The sequence below is a fragment of the Diaphorobacter aerolatus genome, assembly GCF_014489535.1.
In the GTDB taxonomy this organism is placed as follows: Bacteria; Pseudomonadota; Gammaproteobacteria; order Burkholderiales; family Burkholderiaceae_C; genus Diaphorobacter_A; species Diaphorobacter_A aerolatus.
Genome location: NZ_CP060783.1, coordinates 3228182 through 3248232, shown reverse-complemented (window position 1 = coordinate 3248232; position 20051 = coordinate 3228182). Strand labels below are relative to the sequence as shown.

Annotated in this window: 14 protein-coding genes and 6 pseudogenes; 9 read left to right on the top strand and 11 right to left on the bottom strand. The window is 62.5% G+C overall.

Annotated elements, in window-relative coordinates; all coding sequences use genetic code 11:
* Window positions 1-97: 97 nt before the first annotated feature.
* Window positions 98-769 (bottom strand): annotated as a pseudogene (locus tag H9K75_RS24060) (aldo/keto reductase); the annotation flags it as partial.
* Window positions 745-1008 (bottom strand): aldo/keto reductase, encoded by a 264-nt coding sequence (locus H9K75_RS24830; protein ID WP_264293808.1) that lies wholly within the window; start codon window positions 1006-1008, stop codon window positions 745-747. The pseudogene H9K75_RS24060 and the gene H9K75_RS24830, both read right to left, overlap by 25 nt.
* Before the next feature lie 129 nt (window positions 1009-1137).
* Between H9K75_RS24830 and H9K75_RS15080 the strand changes: the two genes are divergently transcribed.
* Complete coding sequence (locus tag H9K75_RS15080) at window positions 1138-2040, top strand: LysR family transcriptional regulator (RefSeq protein WP_226858246.1); 903 nt, start codon at window positions 1138-1140, stop codon at window positions 2038-2040.
* Between the two features lie 20 nt (window positions 2041-2060).
* Here H9K75_RS15080 and H9K75_RS15075 read toward each other — a convergent pair whose 3' ends face one another.
* From H9K75_RS15075 to H9K75_RS15065, 3 genes are read right to left on the bottom strand one after another with little or no spacing between them, the layout of a single operon-like run.
* A complete protein-coding gene (locus H9K75_RS15075) occupies window positions 2061-3449 on the bottom strand; it encodes an aminopeptidase P N-terminal domain-containing protein (RefSeq protein ID WP_187723238.1) in 1389 nt (462 codons plus the stop codon).
* Window positions 3450-3506: 57 nt separating this feature from the next.
* Entirely contained in the window at window positions 3507-4259 is a 753-nt protein-coding gene (locus H9K75_RS15070; RefSeq protein ID WP_187723237.1) for a TSUP family transporter, read from the bottom strand.
* 40 nt (window positions 4260-4299) lie between these two features.
* Complete coding sequence (locus H9K75_RS15065) at window positions 4300-5115, bottom strand: nucleotidyltransferase family protein (RefSeq protein WP_319016826.1); 816 nt, start codon at window positions 5113-5115, stop codon at window positions 4300-4302.
* Between the two features lie 162 nt (window positions 5116-5277).
* On the opposite strand from H9K75_RS15065, the pseudogene tkt reads away from it, so the two are divergent.
* The 5 genes and pseudogenes from tkt (at window position 5278) to H9K75_RS15040 (ending at window position 10816) form a co-directional block, all read left to right on the top strand.
* Window positions 5278-7334, top strand: a pseudogene (tkt, locus tag H9K75_RS15060) (transketolase).
* A gap of 93 nt (window positions 7335-7427) precedes the next feature.
* Window positions 7428-8428: pseudogene (gene gap, locus H9K75_RS15055) on the top strand (type I glyceraldehyde-3-phosphate dehydrogenase).
* A 307-nt stretch (window positions 8429-8735) separates the two neighbouring features.
* Window positions 8736-9095, top strand: a complete 360-nt coding sequence (locus H9K75_RS15050; RefSeq protein ID WP_187723236.1) for a DUF4398 domain-containing protein — start codon at window positions 8736-8738, stop codon at window positions 9093-9095.
* 61 nt (window positions 9096-9156) lie between these two features.
* A complete protein-coding gene (locus H9K75_RS15045) occupies window positions 9157-10083 on the top strand; it encodes an OmpA family protein (protein WP_226858245.1) in 927 nt (308 codons plus the stop codon).
* A gap of 175 nt (window positions 10084-10258) precedes the next feature.
* Window positions 10259-10816 carry a DUF924 family protein gene (locus tag H9K75_RS15040; RefSeq protein WP_187723235.1) on the top strand — a complete coding sequence of 186 codons (558 nt, stop codon included), beginning with the start codon at window positions 10259-10261 and terminating at the stop codon, window positions 10814-10816.
* Window positions 10817-10958: 142 nt separating this feature from the next.
* Here the strand turns inward: H9K75_RS15040 and H9K75_RS15035 are convergent.
* A pseudogene (locus H9K75_RS15035) lies at window positions 10959-11311 on the bottom strand (HPF/RaiA family ribosome-associated protein).
* A 301-nt stretch (window positions 11312-11612) separates the two neighbouring features.
* Between H9K75_RS15035 and H9K75_RS15030 the strand changes: the two are divergent.
* Window positions 11613-12489, top strand: a pseudogene (locus H9K75_RS15030) (gamma-glutamyl-gamma-aminobutyrate hydrolase family protein).
* A 42-nt stretch (window positions 12490-12531) separates the two neighbouring features.
* Here the strand turns inward: H9K75_RS15030 and H9K75_RS15025 are convergent.
* The 4 genes and pseudogenes from H9K75_RS15025 to H9K75_RS15010 form a co-directional block, all read right to left on the bottom strand.
* The gene (locus H9K75_RS15025; RefSeq protein ID WP_187723234.1) at window positions 12532-13008 is read right to left on the bottom strand and encodes an FKBP-type peptidyl-prolyl cis-trans isomerase; all 477 of its coding nucleotides are present in this window, start codon (window positions 13006-13008) and stop codon (window positions 12532-12534) included.
* Window positions 13009-13095: 87 nt separating this feature from the next.
* Window positions 13096-14100, bottom strand: a complete 1005-nt coding sequence (locus H9K75_RS15020) for a Bug family tripartite tricarboxylate transporter substrate binding protein (protein ID WP_404826351.1) — start codon at window positions 14098-14100, stop codon at window positions 13096-13098.
* A 29-nt stretch (window positions 14101-14129) separates the two neighbouring features.
* A complete protein-coding gene (locus H9K75_RS15015) occupies window positions 14130-14495 on the bottom strand; it encodes an AtuA-related protein (protein ID WP_187723233.1) in 366 nt (121 codons plus the stop codon).
* An 18-nt stretch (window positions 14496-14513) separates the two neighbouring features.
* Window positions 14514-15883, bottom strand: a pseudogene (locus tag H9K75_RS15010) (acyclic terpene utilization AtuA family protein).
* Window positions 15884-15994: 111 nt separating this feature from the next.
* On the opposite strand from H9K75_RS15010, the gene H9K75_RS15005 reads away from it, so the two are divergent.
* Window positions 15995-16894, top strand: coding sequence for a LysR family transcriptional regulator (locus tag H9K75_RS15005; RefSeq protein ID WP_187723232.1), 900 nt, complete (start codon window positions 15995-15997; stop codon window positions 16892-16894).
* A 134-nt stretch (window positions 16895-17028) separates the two neighbouring features.
* Here H9K75_RS15005 and H9K75_RS15000 read toward each other — a convergent pair whose 3' ends face one another.
* Window positions 17029-17397: a GyrI-like domain-containing protein gene (locus tag H9K75_RS15000; RefSeq protein WP_226858243.1), complete on the bottom strand. Its 369-nt coding sequence runs from the start codon at window positions 17395-17397 to the stop codon at window positions 17029-17031.
* Window positions 17398-17724: 327 nt separating this feature from the next.
* On the opposite strand from H9K75_RS15000, the gene H9K75_RS14995 reads away from it, so the two are divergent.
* Window positions 17725-20037, top strand: a complete 2313-nt coding sequence (locus H9K75_RS14995; RefSeq protein ID WP_187723231.1) for a type VI secretion system Vgr family protein — start codon at window positions 17725-17727, stop codon at window positions 20035-20037.
* The last annotated feature ends 14 nt before the right edge of the window (window positions 20038-20051 follow it).

Genomic DNA, 20051 nt, shown 5'->3' with positions numbered 1-20051 from the left:
GCATGAAGTCGTGCGGGAATCCCAAAGGCACGGCGCTCGCGGCATCGAGCTGTTGCAGTTGGGCGTTGTCGAGCCGCAGAGCGAGAGCGCCCAGGTTGTCTTCGAATTGAGCGAACGTGCGGGCGCCGACGATCGGAATCGCACCGCATCCGGGACGCTGCAGCAGCCAGGCGAGCGCAACCTGCGCACTGGAGCACCCGATGCCCTGCGCGATCTCGCGCACGCGGTCGGCGATCTGTAGATTGCGATCACTGAGCATGTCGTGCGTCAACGCAACTTGCTGACGCGTGCCGGTCACACCAACGGCATCGCGATCACCCGCGCTCAGGGACGCGCGGTCGTATTTGCCCGCGAGCACGCCCATGCCCAGCGGTGACCAGGCCGTGACACCCAGGCCAAGCGCATCGGCCATGGGCACGAGATCGCGCTCCACGGTGCGTTGCACGAGGTTGTACTCGACCTGTAGCGCGACCAGCGGCGCCCAGCCGCGCAAATCGGCGAGCGTCTGCATGCGCGCGACCTGCCACGCGGGTGTGTCCGAGATACCGGCGTAGAGGATCTTGCCCGCTCGCACCAGATCGTCGAAGCCGCGCATCACCTCGTCAACTGGCGTGGTTTCGTCCCAGATATGCAGATACAGCAGATCGATGTAGTCGGTGCCGAGCCGTTTCAGGCTGGCTTCCACACCGCGTACAAGACTCTTGCGGTGGTTACCGCCGCCATTGGGATCCCCGGGATGCATGTTCAGCGAATACTTGGTGGCCAGCACCAACTGGTCGCGCCGGCCTGCCGCAAAACGGCCCAGCAGGGTCTCGCTGCTTCCCCCGTGTAGAAATTGGCGGTGTCGATGAAATTGCCGCCGCGCTCGACATAAAGATCGAAAATGCGCCGCGCTTCGGCTTCGTCGGCGCCCCAGCCCCAATCCGTGCCGAAGGTCATGGTGCCAAGCGCAAGCGGACTGACGCGCAGCCCGCTGCGGCCCAGGGTGCGATATTCGCTCAAAGACATGAAAACTCCTTTGTGGGAATGAAAGAATCGAAAACAGGTGGATCCCGGAGCCAAAGGTAAACGCTTCATTGCGAAAGAAAAATCCCTCTATGCCGCATGCTTTATGAAGCAGTGCTTCAAAATAAACCCATGACGCCCGAACTTCTCCCCGCCATTTCCGCATTCGCCGAGGTGGCCCGATATGGCAGCTTTACCAAGGCGGCCGCGCAACTCGGCGTGTCGCCGTCGGCGTTGTCCCAGACGGTGCGGACGCTGGAGCGTCGCATCGGTGTGCGCCTGCTCGACCGCACCACGCGCCGTGTGGGCGTGACCGAACTGGGGCAACATTTCCTCGCCGAAGTTGCCCCCGCGCTCGCTCAGCTCGGCACGGCGGTGGAGGCCCTGAACGAAAAGCGTGACGCACCGACCGGCGTGCTGCGGCTCAATGTCTCCAGTATCGCGGCGCACCAGTTGCTGGTGCCTCATCTGGCTGACTTCGCGGTCCACTATCCGGACGTGGTGTTGGAGTTGATTTGCGATAACCGCATGCTCGATCTGGTCGAGGGGGGCTTTGATGCGGGCATCCGACTGGGCGAGAGCCTCGCACGTGACGTCGTGGCGTTGCCGCTCGGCGGCCAGTTACAGATGGCCTGCTTTGCCGCACCGCGATATCTGCAGGAACGCAAGCCACCGCGCAAGCCCGAAGACTTGCGCGATCACCAGTGCATGGCGATGCGGCAAACGACGGGCGCGCTCTATCGCTGGGAGTTCATGCGCGACAGGCAGATATTCGAGTGGGCCGTGCACGGCAATTTGATCGCCAACGACAACCACGTGCTGATCAACGCGGTACGCGCGGGCGCCGGCATCGGGTTTGGCTTTCTGATCGAAGTGCAGGACGACTTCGAGCGGGGCACGCTGGTGCCGCTGCTCAAGCCGTGGTGGGCCACATTTCCGGGCTTCTTCCTCTACTACCCGAGCAGGGCCCAGATGCCGCGCAAGCTGCGCGCCTTCATCGATTTCTTTCAGCCAAGGCTGCGAGCCGCCGCCTGATTTACCGGGCGCAGCACGCGTCACGCGCGCATCAGCGCCTCGATCTCGTCAGCCTTCACCGGCACGCCGCGCGTGAGCAGCTCGCAGCCGGTTTCCGTGACCACGGCGTCGTCTTCGATGCGAATGCCGATGTGGTGAAACTCCTGGGGCACATTCGGCGCGGGGCGCACGTAGATGCCGGGCTCGATGGTCGTGACCATGCCGGGATGCAAGATGCGGCTCGGGCGGTTCTGGATCACCTCGCCTGACAACGGATCCTTGCGCGCGCTCACGGTGCCGATCTCGGTGGGCTCGACGTAGCTGCCGCAGTCGTGCACGTCCATGCCGAGCCAGTGGCCGGTGCGGTGCATGTAGAACTGGAAATACGCGCGCGATTCGATCACGTCCTGCGCGGTCGCGTGCTTGTTTCTGTCGAGCAGGCCCAGGTCCAGCATGCCCTGCGCGAGCACCGCGACGGTTGCATCGTGCGGGTCGTTGAAACGGTTGCCCGCCCGGGTCACGGCAATCGCGGCATCCTGGCTCGCGAGCACCAGATCGTAGAGCGCGCGCTGCGGGCCGGTGAATTTTCCGTTGGCCGGGAAGGTGCGCGTGATGTCGCTCGCGTAGCCGTCGAGTTCGCAACCGGCGTCGATCAGCACCAGTTCGCCGGCTTGCACCGGCGCCTTGTCGGCACGGTAATGCAGCACGCAGGCATTGGGGCCGGCGGCGACGATGGAGTCATAGGCGACGTATTGCGCCCCGCTCTGGCGAAATTCGTGCAGCAGCTCGGCGTCGAGATGGTATTCGCGCACGTCCTCGCCCGCCCGCAGCATCTGCGCGGAGCGCTGCATGGCACGCACGTGGGCCCGCGCGCTGATGATGCCCGCACGGCGCATGATGTCGATTTCGTGCGCGTCCTTCACGAGCCGCATGTCGTCGAGCAGCGCGCACAGGTCGCGCTGCCCGGTCGGGCACATCGCGCCAAAACGCACGCGCGCCCGCACCTTGTTCAACCAGCCCTCGACCTGCGCGGCCAGGCCCTCATGCGTGGCGAACGGATACCAGACGCAGTCGGTGTTTTCGAGCAGGCGCGGAATGCGCGCCCCAAGATCGGTGATCGAATGCGCCGCGTTCACGCCGAGCGTCGCCACCGCCGCCTCGGGACCGAGCCGGTAGCCGTCCCATATTTCGCGCTCCAGATCCTTGGGCTGACAGAACAGCGTGCTTGCACCACTTGCGTCCAGCACCAGGCAGGCATTCGGTTCGGTGAAACCGGTCAGATAGTAGAAATAGCTGTCATGGCGATACAGAAAGCCGTTGTCACGATTGCGCTGGCGTTCGGGCGCGGTGGGAATGACGGCGATGCCGCCCTTGCCAAGCTGCGATGCGAGGCGGGCACGTCGTTGGGCGTAAACGGAGGCAGAGTTCATGCGCGCATCGTACTGCGGCGCTCATGTTTGCGCCGACGCAGGCCCGAATTCAAGACCTCAGAGCGCCGACACCAGCATGCTCACCCCCGCAAGCAGCAGCAGCGTGCACACCAGCCATTGCAGCACGCGCACGGGCAACGGCGGCGGATATCTGGCCAGCAGCCAGGTGACGCCAGCGACCACCGGCACAGCGAACGCGGCGACGATCATCGACGATCTGGTCAACTCGCCCATGGCGATCACAATGCCCAGCCGCAGCACCGTATTGGCGAGAAACAGCACCAACAGGCATTGGCGGATCAGCGCGGCGGGCAGCGGTTCGCGGTACAGGTGGTAGACGATGGGCGGCCCCGAAGTCGAGAACAACCCGCCCAGCAAGCCCGACAAGCCGCCAGCCGTATACATCGCGCGTACACCGGAGAGTTTTTCACGCCGCCCTTTCTGCGACAGCAGCAAAAAGGCGCAGGCGATGATGGTCACGCCGAGCAGCATGCGCAGCACGTTGACCAGATCACCACTCAGCAATTGCAGCAAGCCAAGCCCCACAAGCACGCCGATCTGGCTGCTGATCAGCATGGGCTTGAGCAGGTCCCAGCGCGGCGTGAACGGGTGACTGCGCAGATACACCACGCCGTTGACGAGCGACAGCAGGCCCGCGACGTTGGCCGCATCCGCAATGGGAAGCAGGTGCAGCGCGCCCGCCAGGCCAACGAAGATCAGCGCAAACGCGAAGCCCGTGAGGTTCTGGCACGCGCAGGCCAAGGCGACGACGACCAGCAACATCGCAAAGCTGCCCCATTGCATTCCCATCAAGATTCCGATTTTTTCCACGAGCCTGATCGCCGCCCCGTCAGCAACGCGACAGCGGCACCATCCACTCCGCATTCAGTTGCGCGAGCCGCTGGGGCGTACCCACGTCGGTCCAGCGGCCTTCATAGAGGCTTGCACCCACGCGGCCCGCGTCCATGGCGCGGCGCAGCAGCGCGACCAGCGGCTCGGCGACGCCGTCGGGATTGCCCGGCGCGATGTCGCACCAGGGCGCGCGAAACAGCCCGGCCTTGAGCAGCGCTATCGTGCTGTAGGTATAGCGCGGGAAGGCGCTGGGCTGATCCTTGCCGACATTGAGTGGGCGGCCCGTGCCACTGGCAGGCGCCGATTCCTCGAATGCGAAATCGCCGCCGGGGTTGTGCTGGGGATTGGGCACGAGCCAGAGATGCGCGAGATCGTCCGAGGCCGCAAACGCCCGCGCCCTGCCCGCATCGAACACGAAATCCGGCGCGAACACGTCGCCTGCCGCGAGCCAGAAGGCCTCGCCAAGCATCGGCAATGCGCGCGCTATGCCGCCTGCGGTTTCAAGCGCGTGGCCAAAATCGCGGCCTTCGTGCGAGTAGCGCAGCCGCCCCGCATCGGCCAGCGCGGGCCAGTAGGCATCGAGGTGCTGCGGAATCTGATCGCCCAACCAGGCGGTGTTCACGATCAGCGCATTCACCCCATCGCGCTGCAGTGCAGCAATGTGCCAGTCGAGCAAGGCGCGGCCATGCACGTTGAGCAGGGGCTTGGGTGTGGTGTCGGTCAGCGGGCGCATGCGCTCGCCTCTGCCCGCGGCCAGCAACATGGCGCTCAAGGGGCCCGGGCCAGCGGGAACGGCGGAGGATGGGGTGGACATCGAAGTGTTCGAGGCGATCTGCATGACTCACACTTTAGTGGATTGCCAGCCGATTGCCGGGGCTTCGTTCTCCAGTTTCTAACCCCCTTGGCCGCCCCGACCGCGAGCACTTAGTAAAATGAGGGGTTTTCTCTATCCCTGTCCCTCCGGAGCCCGCCTCTCATGGCCAATTCACAACAAATGGCGAATGCGATCCGCGCACTCGCAATGGATGCCGTTCAACAAGCCAATTCCGGCCACCCCGGTGCGCCGATGGGTATGGCCGACATGGCCGTGGCCCTGTGGGGACGTCACCTTAAGCACAACCCGACCCACCCGAACTGGGCGGATCGCGACCGTTTCGTGCTCTCCAACGGCCACGCGTCGATGCTGCTGTATTCGGTGCTGCACCTCTCGGGCTACGATCTGCCGATCGAGGAACTGCGCAACTTCCGCCAACTGCACAGCAAGACGGCCGGCCACCCAGAGCACGGCATCACTCCCGGCGTGGAAACCACCACCGGTCCGCTCGGCCAGGGCCTCACCAACGCCGTGGGCTTTGCGCTGGCGGAAAAGCTGCTGGCCAAGGAATTCAACCGCGACGGCCACACCGTGGTCGATCACCACACCTACGTGTTCCTCGGCGACGGCTGCCTGATGGAAGGCATCAGCCAGGAAGCGATTTCGCTGGCCGGCGCATGGAAGCTCAACAAGCTGATCGCGCTGTATGACGACAACGGCATCAGCATCGACGGCCAGGTCGCGCCCTGGTTCATCGACAACACGCCCGAGCGCATGCGCGCCTGCGGCTGGAACGTGATCGGTCCCATCGACGGACACGATGCCGACGCCATCGACGCCGCCATCGCAAGTGCCAAGACCAGCACCGACAAGCCGACGATGATCGTCTGCAAGACGGCCATCGGCAAGGGTTCGCCCAACCGCGCCAACACCTCCAAGGCCCACGGCGAGCCGCTCGGCGCCGAAGAAATCGGCCTGACGCGCGCGGCCCTCGGCTGGAATTCCGGAGCGTTTGAAATTCCCGCCGACGTCTACGGCGACTGGGACGCCAAGGAAACCGGCAAGGCCGCCGAAGCCGCCTGGCAAAAGCGTTTTGACGCCTACGCCGCAGCGTTCCCGGAACTGGCTTCGGAATTCGCGCGCCGCATGGCGGGCGATCTGCCGCGCCACTTCGCCCAGACCGCCGTGGATGCGGTGATCGCCGCCCACACCAAGGCCGAGACCGTGGCGAGCCGCAAGGCCAGCCAACTGGCGCTGGAAACCTTCACCGCCAAATTGCCCGAACTGCTTGGCGGCAGTGCCGACCTGACCGGCTCGAATCTCACCAATACCAAGAGCACCCCGGCGCTGCGGTTCGACGAGAACGGCGACGTGGTTCAGGCCGACATGCCACTCGGCGACCAAACCGTCAAGATCGGCGGTCGCCACATCAACTACGGCGTGCGCGAATTCGGCATGGCCGCGGTGATGAACGGCATCGCGCTGCACGGCGGTTTCATCCCTACGGCGGCACCTTCCTCACGTTCAGCGACTACAGCCGCAATGCCATCCGCATGGCGTCGCTCATGAAGCAGCGCGTGATCCACGTGTTCACGCATGACTCCATCGGCCTTGGCGAAGACGGCCCGACGCACCAGTCGATCGAGCACGCCGCCAGCCTGCGCCTGATTCCCGGCCTCGATGTCTGGCGTCCTGCGGACACCGCCGAGACGGCGGTTGCCTGGAGTGTCGCGCTCTCCAACCGCAACAAGCCGACCGCCATGCTGCTGTCGCGCCAGAACCTGCCCTATCTCGCCAAGAAGGACCTGGGTGATATCTCGCGCGGTGCCTATGTGCTGTCCGAGCCCGCCGACGTCGGTCTGAACAAGAAGGCCAAGGCGGTGATCATCGCCACCGGCTCGGAAGTGCAGCTCGCCGTGGCGGCGCAAAAGCTGCTGGCCGAGAGAAAGATTCCCGTGCGCGTGGTCTCCATGCCCAGCACGACGACCTTCGACCGCGAGGACGCCAAGTACAAGAAGCTCGTTCTGCCAACCGGCCTGCCGCGCATCGCCGTGGAGATGGGCGTGACCGATGGCTGGTGGAAATACGGCTGCGCGGCCGTGGTCGGCATCGACACCTTCGGCGAATCCGCTCCCGCAGGCGTGCTGTTCAAGCACTTCGGTTTCACACCCGAAAACGTGGCCGACACCGTGCAGGCTGCGCTGCGGCGCGCCCGTTGATTCATGACGACGCCGCGCCACGACGCGAACGCACAGCGCGGCGTTGCTTTGTCTTTCTGGTTTGGTAATTGACTTTTCATTTGAGGTGAAACTATGACGATCAAGATTGGTATCAACGGCTTCGGCCGCATTGGCCGCAATGTGCTGCGCTCTGCCGTGCAGAATTTTTCCGACATCGAAGTCGTCGGCATCAACGACCTGCTCGAGCCTGACTACCTGGCCTACATGCTGAGCTACGACTCGGTCCACGGCCGTTTCCAGGGCGACGTGAAGGTCGAAGGCAACACGCTGATCGTGAACGGCAAGAAGATCCGCCTCACTCAGGAACGCGATCCCGCCAACCTCAAGTGGAACGAAATCGGTGCCGACATCGTGATCGAATCCACCGGCCTGTTCCTCGACAAGGCCACCGCGGAAAAGCACATCGCCGCCGGTGCCAAGAAGGTGCTGCTGTCGGCTCCTTCCAAGGACGACACGCCGATGTTCGTCTTCGGCGTGAACCACAAGACCTACGCGGGCCAGGCCATCATCTCGAACGCTTCGTGCACCACCAACTGCCTCGCCCCGTGGCCAAGGTGCTCAACGACAAGTGGGGCATCAAGCGCGGCCTGATGACCACCGTGCACGCCGCCACGGCCACGCAGAAGACCGTGGACGGCCCCTCCAACAAGGACTGGCGCGGCGGTCGCGGCATTCTGGAAAACATCATCCCGTCGAGCACGGGTGCTGCCAAGGCCGTGGGCGTGGTGATTCCTGAACTCAACAAGAAGCTGACCGGCATGTCCTTCCGCGTGCCGACCTCCGACGTGTCGGTGGTCGACCTGACCGTGGAACTCGACAAGGCAGCGACCTACGACGAGATCAAGGCCGAGATGAAGGCCCAGTCCGAAGGCGCGCTCAAGGGCGTGCTCGGCTATACCGAAGACAAGGTCGTTGCGACCGACTTCCGTGGCGACACCCGCACCTCGATCTTCGACGCCGACGCCGGCATCGCCCTCGACGGCACGTTCGTGAAGGTCGTCTCCTGGTATGACAACGAGTGGGGCTACTCCAACAAGTGCCTCGAAATGGTTCGCGTGATGGCTGGCAAGTAAGCCTGCGTTCCCGCCCTCAGACAAGCGCCTGCGGGCGCTTTTCTTTTGCCCGGATGCTGTGTGGTGCACCGGTCGCAGACGAGGTTATAAATATTTGACATTTACTGTAGGAAAACAGCTCAAGCATTGAAGTCCCTACTCTGACATTGATAGCAACAATGGGACTACCAGGACGCCTGCTCCCCGAATGAACAATGGACGCCACGGCGAAACGCGGCAGGTCATTGAGGCAGGCGGTTTCGCCCCAGTTCACAGTGAGTGAATTCGCCGCGAACCGCTCACAAATTCACAAGAGGAGGACTTCTTCATGCAATCCAAATATCTTCGCAGCACGATTGCCGTGCTCGCAATCGGCGCACTGGCTGCCTGCTCTTCGATTCCAGCGCCCACGGGCGAGATGGCCGTCGCTCAAAGCGCGGTCGAACGCGCATCCAACTCGCCGCAAGTGACGACCCATGCGCCCGTCGAGATTCAGAACGCCCGCGACCTGTGGTCCAAGGCCCAACGCGCCATGGATGACAAGAAGTACGCCGATGCGCGTCGCTATGCGGAAGCCGCCGAAGCCGAGGCGCGTGTAGCGGAATCCAAGGCTCAGGTCGGCGAGAACAAGGCCCGTCTGCAGGCTGTGGAGCGCGGCTATCAGGTCACGCCCGCACCCGTGCGCTGATGCGTTGCTGAGCCCAACTCGCAACACCATCGCATAGCCTCATCGGAACAAGGAAACCAACATGCAGCACACCCAACAACCCACCACCAGCATCCGCGGCCCACTGCGCCGTGCCGGCATGCTCACGACCAGCGTCGTCGCCATCTCCCTGCTGGCCGCGTGCGCCTCACGCAACGCGCCGCTCGAGCCCCTGCAAAAGGCCCGCGCCGCCGTCAACACCGCCATGAACGATGCCAAGGTGGTGCAGCTCGCTCCGCTGGAACTCAAGAGCGCGACCGACACGCTGGCACAGGCCGATACCGCCTGGACCAAGGAAGCCGACGCGACCGAGGCGACCCATCTGTCCAACCTGGCCGTGCGCCGCGCGCAGATCGCCCAGAACGTGGCGCAGACCCGCCAGCTCGACGCCGACATCAAGCAAGCCGGTGTCAACGCCGAACGCCAGCGCCTTCAGGGCGATGCCGCCCGCGCCCAGCAGCAGGCCGATCAGGCACGCGCCGCTGCGGCCGCGAGCGCCACCGCCGCTGACCGCGCACGCCAGCAAACGCAGGCCGCGCAGGCGCAGGTCAAGGATCTGCAGGCGAGACTCAACGAACTGCAGGCACAGCAAACCGAACGCGGTCTGCTCGTGACGCTGGGCGACGTGCTGTTCGAGTTCGGCAAGGCAGAACTCACGTCCCAGGCCGCGCCGCGCCTGGACAAGCTCGCCCAGTTCCTGACCGAGTTTCCCAATCGCAAGCTGCTGATCGAAGGCTATACCGACAGCGTCGGCACCGCCGCCGCCAACCAGACGCTCTCCGAGCGCCGTGCCGCCTCCGTGCAAAGCGCCCTGGCCAGCCGTGGCGTGGCCGCCGACCGCATGACCGTGCGCGGTTACGGCAAGGATTTCCCGGTGGCTGACAACGCTTCGCCCGAAGGTCGCGCCATGAACCGCCGCGTGGAAATCGTGATTGCCGACGAAAACGGCAACCTTCGTTCGCGCCGCTGATGGGCCGACAGGTGGATCTCACCCGATCCACTGGAAACACCCCACAACAACGAGACGACTGACCATCACCTTGGGCACCGCAGGATTCACATCCGCGGTGCCTTTTTCTTTGCCCATTCATCGCTCAGAATCCAGGAATCGCCTTCCCGGTCTTCAACACGCTAAAGTGACACTCATGACCCCAGCACACGACCCCACCGCCCAGACCGTGATCCGCTTCTGGTTCGAGGAATCGACACCGCAGCAATGGTTCACCAAAGACGCCGCGTTCGACGACACCATCCGCAAACGCTTCGGCGCCGTACTTGAAATCGCCGCACGCGGTGAACTCTGGAAATGGCGCGGCGATGCTCTGGGCCGTCTCGCGGAAATCATCGTGCTCGACCAGTTCTCGCGCAACGTCTGGCGCGACACGCCCAAAGCCTTTGCGCAGGACGGCATGGCCCTCGTGCTGAGCCAGGAAGTCATCGCGCTCGGTCTGGACCGCGACTTCACCGAAGCCCAGCGCGCGTTCACCTACATGCCGCTCATGCACAGCGAATCACTGATGGTTCAGGACGAATCCATCCGCCAATTCACAGCGCTCGGCAATCCCGTGAACCTCGACTTCGCCGAGCGCCACCGCGAAATCGTCCAGCGCTTCGGCCGCTACCCCCACCGCAACGCCGTGCTGGGCCGAGAAAGCACCAAGGATGAACAAGCCTTTCTGCAAACCCCCGGCAGTTCATTCTGATCGAAGCGAGTTCTACCGCAAGCGTGGCCGGGCGCAATCCCGGCCATCTCCGCTCAGCCCCCGGAACCGAGCCCCGCAAAACAAAAACGCCCGGATAAAAAACCCGGGCGTTCGATCAACCGAACAGGAAATATTCAGAGAATCAAGGTTGCTCAACATCGCGAATCGATTCGCGACTGTTCTTGTCCCGGATCCGCCCCTGGTCGGCCTCCAGCCCCGCAACAGCTTGTCGAGCGCCGCCGTCAGCGCATCGGCCACCTTCGCTGCCTCCGCATTGGCTGCCACGGGCTGCCGCCCTGCGGGCCGCGCCTCGATCACGCATCGCTTGTCCTGCGCGCCAGCCTTGGCCGCGCCGTCGGAATCGGAGAAGAACACTTCCACGCGCGTGACGCTTTCCTTGAAGCGCGACAGCTTGGTGGACACTTCTTGCTGTACCCATTGAGCTAGGGACTCACCGCCCTGAATCTTGTCGTTGGTATGTACTTGCACTTGCATCAACTTCTCCTGTATCTAAAAAACAATCCAGATCATTCACTGGTGGATCGGTCATTCGGAATGAACGCATGAACTAATGAATGTGTGGACAACTTCATAATGCCAGTGTGGACAGCATAGCGCTTGATATCCATCAAATCGACGGGGGATCGGCTCTCGCTTTCCCTACCGACAGCCATTGTCAAAGGACGCCTACAGTGCACCACCGCGCATGGAACGCGCGCGCCGTCCGTCGTGCCGGATGCGTGTTACAAAGAGGCGTGGACTTGATCCCAGTCACTGTCGGAAAGAACCGTTAACGATGACCAGCCCCAGCTCCGCCCATCGCCTGAAAATCGGCCTGTCTGCCTGCTTTTCGCATGCCGATCCCTATCGCCCCTGTTCACCAACAAGACGCTGCAATACGTCGAGCAGACGATTGCGCACTGGATCATGTCGGCCGGTGCCATGGTGGTGATGGTGCCGTGCCCGACGGGAGAGACCGCGCTCGGCGACGTCTCGCTCAACCACTATGCAGAGTGGCTGGATGGCGTCGTGATGCATGGTGGCGCCGACGTCTGGCCCGGCAGCTACGGCGAGGAGCCGCTCAAGGATGCATGGCTCGGCGACCGTATCCGCGACCTCTACGATCTGGCGCTGGTCGAGGCATTCGAGCAGGCCGGCAAGCCGATATTCGGCGTGTGCCGCGGACTTCAGCTCATCAACGTGGCGTTCGGCGGCACGCTGTATCAGGACATCGAAACCCAGCACCCGGGCGCGCAGCTGCATCGCGATCCGGTCACCTATGACCAGCATTTCCACGACGTCGAAATCGTGCCGAACACGCGGCTCGCGCGCATGTATCCCGGCCTTGGACAGGTGAAGGTCAACAGCATCCACCACCAGGGCATCAAGCAGATTGCCCGGGTTTCGACATTGAGGCCTGGAGCTATCCCGACGCGGTACCCGAGGCGATCCGCCGCCATCCCACGCGTGGTCACAGCTACATCGCGGCCACGCAATGGCACCCGGAGTTTCGCGCGCACGATGACAGCATCCTGGATGCGCGGCCAATCCTCGACGACTTTCTGATCGCCTGCGAGCGCGCCAAACAGCAGCCGCTACCCGGACACAGCCCGTTTCAGATCCGCGACCGTGCGTCCCGGCTCCTGCGCCGTGCGCTGCTGCGTCAGCGATGACTCTTCCGGCCTGAGACGCACACGCCGCCCCGGCGCAAAAAATCAGTGATGGTGATGGCCGTGGCCGCCGTGCACGTGCTTGTGCGCGATTTCCTCGGGCGTTGCCGCGCGCACCTCCGTGACCTTGGCGCTGAACTTCAGCGCCTTGCCCGCAAGCGGATGGTTGCCGTCGAGGTGCACTTCAGGACCCTTGATCTTCATGACGTTGAAAACCATCATGTGGCCATCGCTGCCCGGGCCCTGAAGCTGGCCGCCGACCTTCACGCCCGCAGGAAACTCGCTCTTCGGAATCGCGCGCACCAGACTCTCGTCGCGTTCACCGAAGGCATCGCCCACGGCCAGTTCGACCGAGGTCGCGAAGCCCGTTGCCTGACCTTCGAGCGCGGCCTCGACCTTGGGGAAAATGTTTTCGTATCCGCCATGCAGATAGGCCACATCGCCCGCATCCAGCGGCTTGCCGGTAACCGGGTCGGTGATCTTGTAGTTCAGCGTGACGGCTGTGTCTTTGGTGATGTTCATGAGCGAGATTCTACGATTGCCGTTCATGCCATGCGCAGCGAGGGTAAGCCCTGTTCACACTACCCCGCGAGGTTGCGTGAACAGGCCCTAGTCGAGCTTCACGCCCGTCGTCTTCACCACCTTGCGCCATTTTTCGACGTCGTCCCTGATCTCCTGTGCAAACGCCTCGGGCTTGTTGGCGACCGGCTCGGCACCGAGATCATTCAACTGTTTGGCGACGGCAGGTGATTTCACGGCTTCGGCAATCGTGGTCTGGATCTTGTCCACGACATCCTTGGGCGTGCCCGCTGGCGCAAGCAATCCAAACCAGCCCGAAACCTCATAGCCCGGCACGCCGCTCTCCGCTACCGTGGGAATGTCGGGCGCGCCGGGCCAACGCCTGGCCGTGGTAACCGCGAGCGCGCGCACCTTGCCGCTCTTCACGAAGCCGATGGTCGAGGGCAGGTTATCGAAGCCGATCTGCACCTGCCCGCCGATCAGGTCGGTGAGCATCGGAGCCGCGCCCTTGTAGGGCACGTGGGTCATGTCGATACCGGCCATCATCTTGAGCAGTTCCGCGCTCATGTGGGGCGAACCGCCCGCGCTGGTGGAACCGAAGTTGATCTGGCCCGGTTCCTTTCTGGCGAGCGCCACCAGCTCCTGCAGATTCTTCACCGGCACTGCGGGGTTGGCGATGATGATGTTGGGCGTGTTGGCCACCACGGTGATCGGTGCGAAGTCCTTTACCGCGTCATACGGCAGATTCTTCTGCAACGCCGAGTTGATGCCGTGCGAACTGGCCGTTGCCATTACCAGCGTGTAGCCGTCGGGCGCGGCCTGGGCGACCGCCTGCGCGCCGATTGCGCCGCTTGCCCCGGCCTTGTTCTCGACGATGAACGACTGCTTCAAACGCTCGGTGAGCTGGTTCGCCGCGATGCGCGCGATGATGTCCGTGGTTCCGCCCGCCGGATAAGGCACGATGATGCGCACCGGCTTGTTCGGGTAGGTGGCCACCGCAGCCTGCGCCGACACGCTTGCAGAGCTTGCCAGCGCGCACAGCGCGAGCGCGGCATGGCAGAGCAGGTGCCGCTTGGTGTTGAGCATGTTCAGCATGTCTTGTCTCCTTGTTCGAATGATGAGGTTCACGCGGGCAGGCGCGTTTTCAGCAGCGGCAGCAGTGCTTCGGGCACGTCGATCTCGTAACCCAGAATCGCGGCGGACAGCGCCTTGCCGTAGTTGTCGAGCGACAGGCTGCGCGAGACGCCACCGCCCAGCGCGCCATGCGCGACGAAGTTGAGCGCGTGAAGATTGTCGACCTCGTAGCGCAGCACCTCCCCCCTGATCGCCGTGCGATGAAAGGCCTTGAAGCGCTCTGCGGTGAGTTGCTCCTTGAGCAGTGGGTAGAGCGCCGGTTCGTAGGCGAACACGGCAATGTTCGAGGTGTTGCCCTTGTCGCCGGAGCGTGTGTGCGCGAGGCGCTCCAGCCGGACTTTCTGATGCGTGGACATGTGCAAATACTCCGTGATTCAGCTCGTGAAGAATTCGATCTGCGGACTCACCTGCTCGCGCGGGACGAGCGATGACCACACGCCGATCACCTCGCGCGTGCGATCCTGATGCGGCACGCGCTTGCCCGTGTGGCCCACGCCCGAGACGGCCATGCCGTCGACCTCACGGCCCACTTTCAGCGCTTCTTCGCGCGTCTTCGTGCGTGCGGCGACCCGCACCGCCACTTCGTAGGGTTCGGGTGCATCGAGCGGTGTCGCAGCGCCGTGAATCGCGTTGATGCCGAGAAAATCCACGCGCACGTCCTCGGCCTCGAGCTTCACGATCTTGAAGCGCTCCTCCAGAATCCTCTTTGCCAGTTGCGCGCGGCGCAGCGCACCCGGGCCTGCGTAGAAGAACATGTCTTCGCCGATGAAGCCTTCGGTGCAACCCATCGAGACCTTGAGCGTGGGCGTGCGCGGCTTGCCGGTCAGGCCCGTGACGCGCACCCGGTCCGGGCCGATCTGCTCGATTCTGGCCTGGCTGAAATCCACCACCACATCGGGCGTGATGTAGTTGGCGGGATCGTGCACTTCATAGAGCATCTGCTCCTTCACGGTCTGCAGCGTGATCGCGCCGCCCGAGCCCGCGACCTTGGAAATTTCAACGCTGCCATCGGCCTCGACCTCGGCGATTGGAAACGCAAAGTTCCAGGGCTCGGGCACGTCCTTGAACCCAGGATCCGAGAAGTAGCCTCCGGTGATCTGCGCGCCGCATTCCATGAGGTGGCCAATGCCGCTGCCGGCACCGATTTTTTCGTGGTCGAGCGCATCCCAACCGAACTCGTACATCATCGGCGCGACGAACAGCGACGGATCCGCCACGCGTCCCGTCACCACGATCTGCGCGCCGTCTTTCAAGGCCTGCACGATGGGCTCGGCCCCATGTAGGCCTCGGCGGAAATCAGCGTGTCCTTGAGCGTTCCGGTGGGCTCGCCGTTTTCGAGAATCGTCGGCGCGAGCGACAGCACGCGCTCGGTGATCAGGCTGCCGCTGACCGCCGCCACTTTCACGCCCGCAATGCCCAACTCGCGCAACAACTCCACGATGCGTTTGGCCGCACCCTGCGGATTGATCCAGCCCTGGTTCGAGATGATCTTCGTGCCGCGCCGTATGCAGCCGGGCAGCACGGCGCGCATGCGATCATCGAGGTAGGTGTCATAGCCCGGAAAGGAGGGGTCGCGCCGCGCCCGCACCTGCGCGGCCGACACGGTGGCCTCGGCCATGGTCTCGAAACACAGATAGTCGAGATCGCCCTTTTCCGCATTCAGCCCTGCGGGCTCCACGCGATCGCCCCACCAGGCTGCGCCCGAGCCGATACGCAGCCGCTTGCTGTTCGTTGATTCACTCATCGATGTTGTCTCCATGGAGGTGTGCGTCGATTTTGAACAGCGCGCCATTGTTCAACAATGCGCACCCAAGAACAGTGGCTGTGAATTCAATTCACATCTATCCTTCACACCATGGACAAATATGCGGAACTGTCGGTGTTTCTGGCCGTCGTGGAGCAAGGCAGCTTTTCTGCTGCCGGACGCAAACTGGAACTCACGCCGTCCGCGGTCAGCAAGCTGATTGCGCGACTTGAGGCACGGTTGTCCGCACGCCTCTTCGAGCGCATCGCGGGCAGCATTCGCCTCACGCTCGAAGGCGAGCGATTTCGTGCCGCCGGCGAACAGGTCGTGCAGGCGATGACGGACGCCGAGGATGCGATCCACGTGGCCGATGCCGACATCTCGGGCGTGGTGCGCATCCACACGGCGCTCACCACGGCCAAGTACCTGATTGCGCCGAAACTGCCGCTGCTTCTGGACAAGCATCCCCGGCTGCGACTGGATTTCGTGCTCGGCACCGAACGCGCGGATTTCGTGCGGCAGGGCCTTGACGTCGCCATTCACAGCGGCCGTCCCACCGAACTCACACTGGTGGGGCGACCTTTGATGCTGCGGCCCTGGGTGATCGCCGCCGCACCCGACTATCTGCAACGTTTCGGACAACCGCAGCGTCCCGAAGACCTGCTCGCGCACCGCTGCCTGAACTTCAGCATCCGCACGCAGTGGAATCGCTGGACCTTTCATGACGAAAGCGGTCTCAAGACCATCGACATCCCCAATCACATCGGCTCGAATCAGGGCGAGCTTCTGCGCACGCTGGCGCTACTCGGACTCGGTGTGGTGCGGCTCGCGCACTTCCACATCGCCGCCGATCTCGAGGCCGGGAGGCTCGTTGCGTTGCTGACGGATTTTCAGGAGCGCACGGAAGAAGACCGCTTCTACCTGCTCTATCCGCACGGTCGCCTGCAGGCTCCGCGAGTGCGCGCCGTGGTGGACTTTCTCTCGGGGCAGTTCGCCGTCGCCGAGGTGTGAAAGCTCCGCGAAGCGCGATCAGGCAGGCAAGGAGGAGGATCCCAGAAGCGGCTGGATCAATTCGGTGCGCCACCTGCGCGCGTCCGATCCGCGCTCGGGTCCGCTCACGTAGCATTCCCAAAGGTCCGACGAGATCACCAGACCCCGCGACCCGATCCAGCGCTTGAACTGCCCCAGGAGCGCGGCAAATCCTCATAGCGCCCGCAGTGAACGGTGCGCGCCACATGCATGGCCGGCCACACGGCAGGACGCATGCGCCCGCAGGCACGGACCGGCTGATCGACGGGCACGCCGATTTCGAAATCAAAACGATCCGTGGGGCGGCAAAGGTGGTGTGTGTAGAGCGCAGAAATCGGCCTGGCACCTTGGGCCTGCACGGCGTCAAGCAACTCACGAACGCCACGGCCCATGACATGCTGGATTTCTTCGCGTGTGCAACGCACATGGATGATGGCCGTCGCGCGATGGAGCGCAAGGTCGGTGATCTGTGGCGGCTCGATCATGGTTCGCTCCTTGGGGACCGATGCGCCTTGCGCAGCGAGTCCGAATGAGTCAAACGGGATGATCCATGCTAATGCTTCGTTTCTGAATTGACCATAGGACAAGTGCCACGGTCGAAACGAGCAGCCACGCCTCGAACTGCCCAATGCCTGGATCGTAGGGCTACGCTTGGCAGTCGCCTGGGGCATAAGCAACAAAAAACTGGACGATACAGCGCAGGACCTATCAAGATGTGCTGCTGCTGGCGGATTCTGGCGCTTTTTTTGTCACAGAATCCCGATTTATGATGTTTAAAATCAATCGGATTTAAAAATATTGAGGTAAATCTAATGGCGAATCGGACTTTTATCGCTCATAGCTCACTGGGTGGTCAATTGGAGTTTCGCTCACTGGAGGGAAGCGAGCAGATCTCGCGATTGTTCGAATTCCGGGTGCGACTGATCAGTGAGTCTCAGGCAATCGCGGCCAAGAGCCTGCTGGGCAAGGACATGAGCATCGAGATCGATCTCACGACCGAGTCGGCGGGCAGCGACAAGCGGTTTCTCTCTGGGCAGGTGACCCAGTTTTCCTACATCGGGAAGGATGGTGACTTCAACGCATTTGAAGCCGTGCTGCGCCCCTGGCTCTGGCATGCGACACGTCGCTCGGACTTCAAGATATTCCAGTTCAAGAAGGCTCCGGACATCATCAAAGAAGTACTGGGCAAGTACGGCTTCTCCGTTGAAGACAGGCTGACCGGCACCTATAGGGAGTGGCCTTATCTTGTCCAATATGGCGAGACAGACTTCAATTTTGTCTCGCGCATCATGGAGCAGGAGGGAATTTACACCTTCTACCAGCATCAGCAGGGCAGCCACACCCTGGTGCTCGCGGACGACATCGGAAGCCACGGCCCTCTTCCCAACGGACCGACCACCATTTCCTATTACCCCGGCAACCGGGCTGCGCACATTCACGACGCCGATGTAGTCGACGATTGGCGCTTTGCCGAAGACATCGCCTCGGGTCACTTCGTTGCCAACGACTACGATTTCGAGAAGCCCAAGGCCTTGCTCGAAACCCGCCAGCAGCAGCCCGCAGGCCACCCCGAGGACAGTCGCGAACTCTATGACTGGCCCGGTGGCTACACCGATGCGGGCGATGGCGAGAACTACGCTCGCGTGCGTATCGAGCAACAGAATGCGCAGCGAGAAGTCGCGCAGGGTGAGGGCAACGCGCGCAACATCGCACCAGGCTACCTGTTCACCTTCAGCAAATATCCGAGAGCCGACCAGAACAAGGAATATCTGATCGAGTCGGCGTATTACCGCTTTGAAGAGAACGTGCGCCGAAGCGATGGAGCAGGAGGTTCGGGCGCTGCCAAGCGCGCGGGCATCGACAGCCCGACCACGTACCGCATCAGCTTCAGCGTCATCCCCAAATCGGTTCCGTATCGCAGCCAGCGCATGGCTCCCAAGCCCCACACCACGGGGCCGCAGACAGCCGTCGTCACGGGGCCAGCAGGCGAAGAAATCTACACCGACCCGTATGGCCGCGTGAAGGTGCAGTTCCACTGGGACCGCTATGGGCAGAAGGACGAGAACTCGAGCTGCTGGATTCGCGTGTCTCAAACGTGGGCGGGCGCGAACTACGGCTCCATGCACATCCCGCGCATCGGGCAGGAAGTGATCGTGGATTTTTTGAACGGTGATCCGGACTACCCGATCATTACCGGGCGGGTCTACAACGCGCTGCAAATGCCTCCGTGGGAATTGCCTGGTAACAAGACACAGTCAGGCATCAAGAGCCGGTCGAGCATGGGAGGTGCCGGTGGCCCAGGGATGAGGGATGGTGCGGGCGATGCCAATGCGATTCGCTTTGAGGACAAGAAAGGGGCGGAGCAACTGTGGCTGCATGCCCAGAAAGACCAACTCACCGAGGTCGAAAATGATGAGGATAAATGGGTTGGTAATGACCGCAGGAAAACGGTGGATGGTAACGAAACCAATGTGATCCACAAGAACCGGACAGAGACGGTTGATCAGAACGAAACCATAACGATTCACCAAAATCGGACGGAGACGGTTGATCAAAACGAGACCATCACGATTCATCAAAATCGAACCGAAACGGTTGACTTAAACGAGAAGATCACTATTCACCAGAACCGTACCGAAACCGTAGATCTCAACGAAAAAATTACTGTGGGTGTCAATCGTACAGAGTCGGTGGGCAAGAACGAAAAAGTGAAGATTGGGGTCAATCAGAATTTGAGCGTGGGCTCCAACAAGATGGAAACGATCGGTCTTACAAGCATCAAGAGTGTGGGAATCGCTCAGATGACCAACATTGGTGCCGCATACAACCTGAATGTGGGCGCGGCGTGGATGAGTAACGTGGGCTTCACCCATATGCACAATGTGGGCGTGAAATTTTCCACAACTGTCGGTACCGCCTATTCGGTGAGTTCCGGCAAAACAGTGAACATGGATGCGGGCACGACCATGGTCAGCCAAGCCGGCGATGAAATGAGCCTGCTGTGCGGCCAGTCTTCGATCACGCTGCACAAGAATGGGACGATCACGATGACAGGCGTGAAGATAAAAATCGCCGGTTCCACTGTTGTTCACGTGGACGGTGAGATCGTTCACCTGAATAAATAAAGGTCGGGGTACAT

Bases quoted from the DNA above. Each gene is read 5' to 3' on its own strand.
- H9K75_RS24830 (WP_264293808.1), bottom strand. From the start codon at position 1,008: ATGTCTTTGAGCGAATATCGCACCCTGGGCCGCAGCGGGCTGCGCGTC.
- H9K75_RS15080 (WP_226858246.1), top strand. From the start codon at position 1,138: ATGACGCCCGAACTTCTCCCCGCCATTTCCGCATTCGCCGAGGTGGCC.
- H9K75_RS15075 (WP_187723238.1), bottom strand. From the start codon at position 3,449: ATGAACTCTGCCTCCGTTTACGCCCAACGACGTGCCCGCCTCGCATCG.
- H9K75_RS15070 (WP_187723237.1), bottom strand. From the start codon at position 4,259: ATGGGAATGCAATGGGGCAGCTTTGCGATGTTGCTGGTCGTCGTCGCC.
- H9K75_RS15065 (WP_319016826.1), bottom strand. From the start codon at position 5,115: ATGTCCACCCCATCCTCCGCCGTTCCCGCTGGCCCGGGCCCCTTGAGC.
- H9K75_RS15050 (WP_187723236.1), top strand. From the start codon at position 8,736: ATGCAATCCAAATATCTTCGCAGCACGATTGCCGTGCTCGCAATCGGC.
- H9K75_RS15045 (WP_226858245.1), top strand. From the start codon at position 9,157: ATGCAGCACACCCAACAACCCACCACCAGCATCCGCGGCCCACTGCGC.
- H9K75_RS15040 (WP_187723235.1), top strand. From the start codon at position 10,259: ATGACCCCAGCACACGACCCCACCGCCCAGACCGTGATCCGCTTCTGG.
- H9K75_RS15025 (WP_187723234.1), bottom strand. From the start codon at position 13,008: ATGAACATCACCAAAGACACAGCCGTCACGCTGAACTACAAGATCACC.
- H9K75_RS15020 (WP_404826351.1), bottom strand. From the start codon at position 14,100: ATGCTGAACATGCTCAACACCAAGCGGCACCTGCTCTGCCATGCCGCG.
- H9K75_RS15015 (WP_187723233.1), bottom strand. From the start codon at position 14,495: ATGTCCACGCATCAGAAAGTCCGGCTGGAGCGCCTCGCGCACACACGC.
- H9K75_RS15005 (WP_187723232.1), top strand. From the start codon at position 15,995: ATGGACAAATATGCGGAACTGTCGGTGTTTCTGGCCGTCGTGGAGCAA.
- H9K75_RS15000 (WP_226858243.1), bottom strand. From the start codon at position 17,397: ATGATCGAGCCGCCACAGATCACCGACCTTGCGCTCCATCGCGCGACG.
- H9K75_RS14995 (WP_187723231.1), top strand. From the start codon at position 17,725: ATGGCGAATCGGACTTTTATCGCTCATAGCTCACTGGGTGGTCAATTG.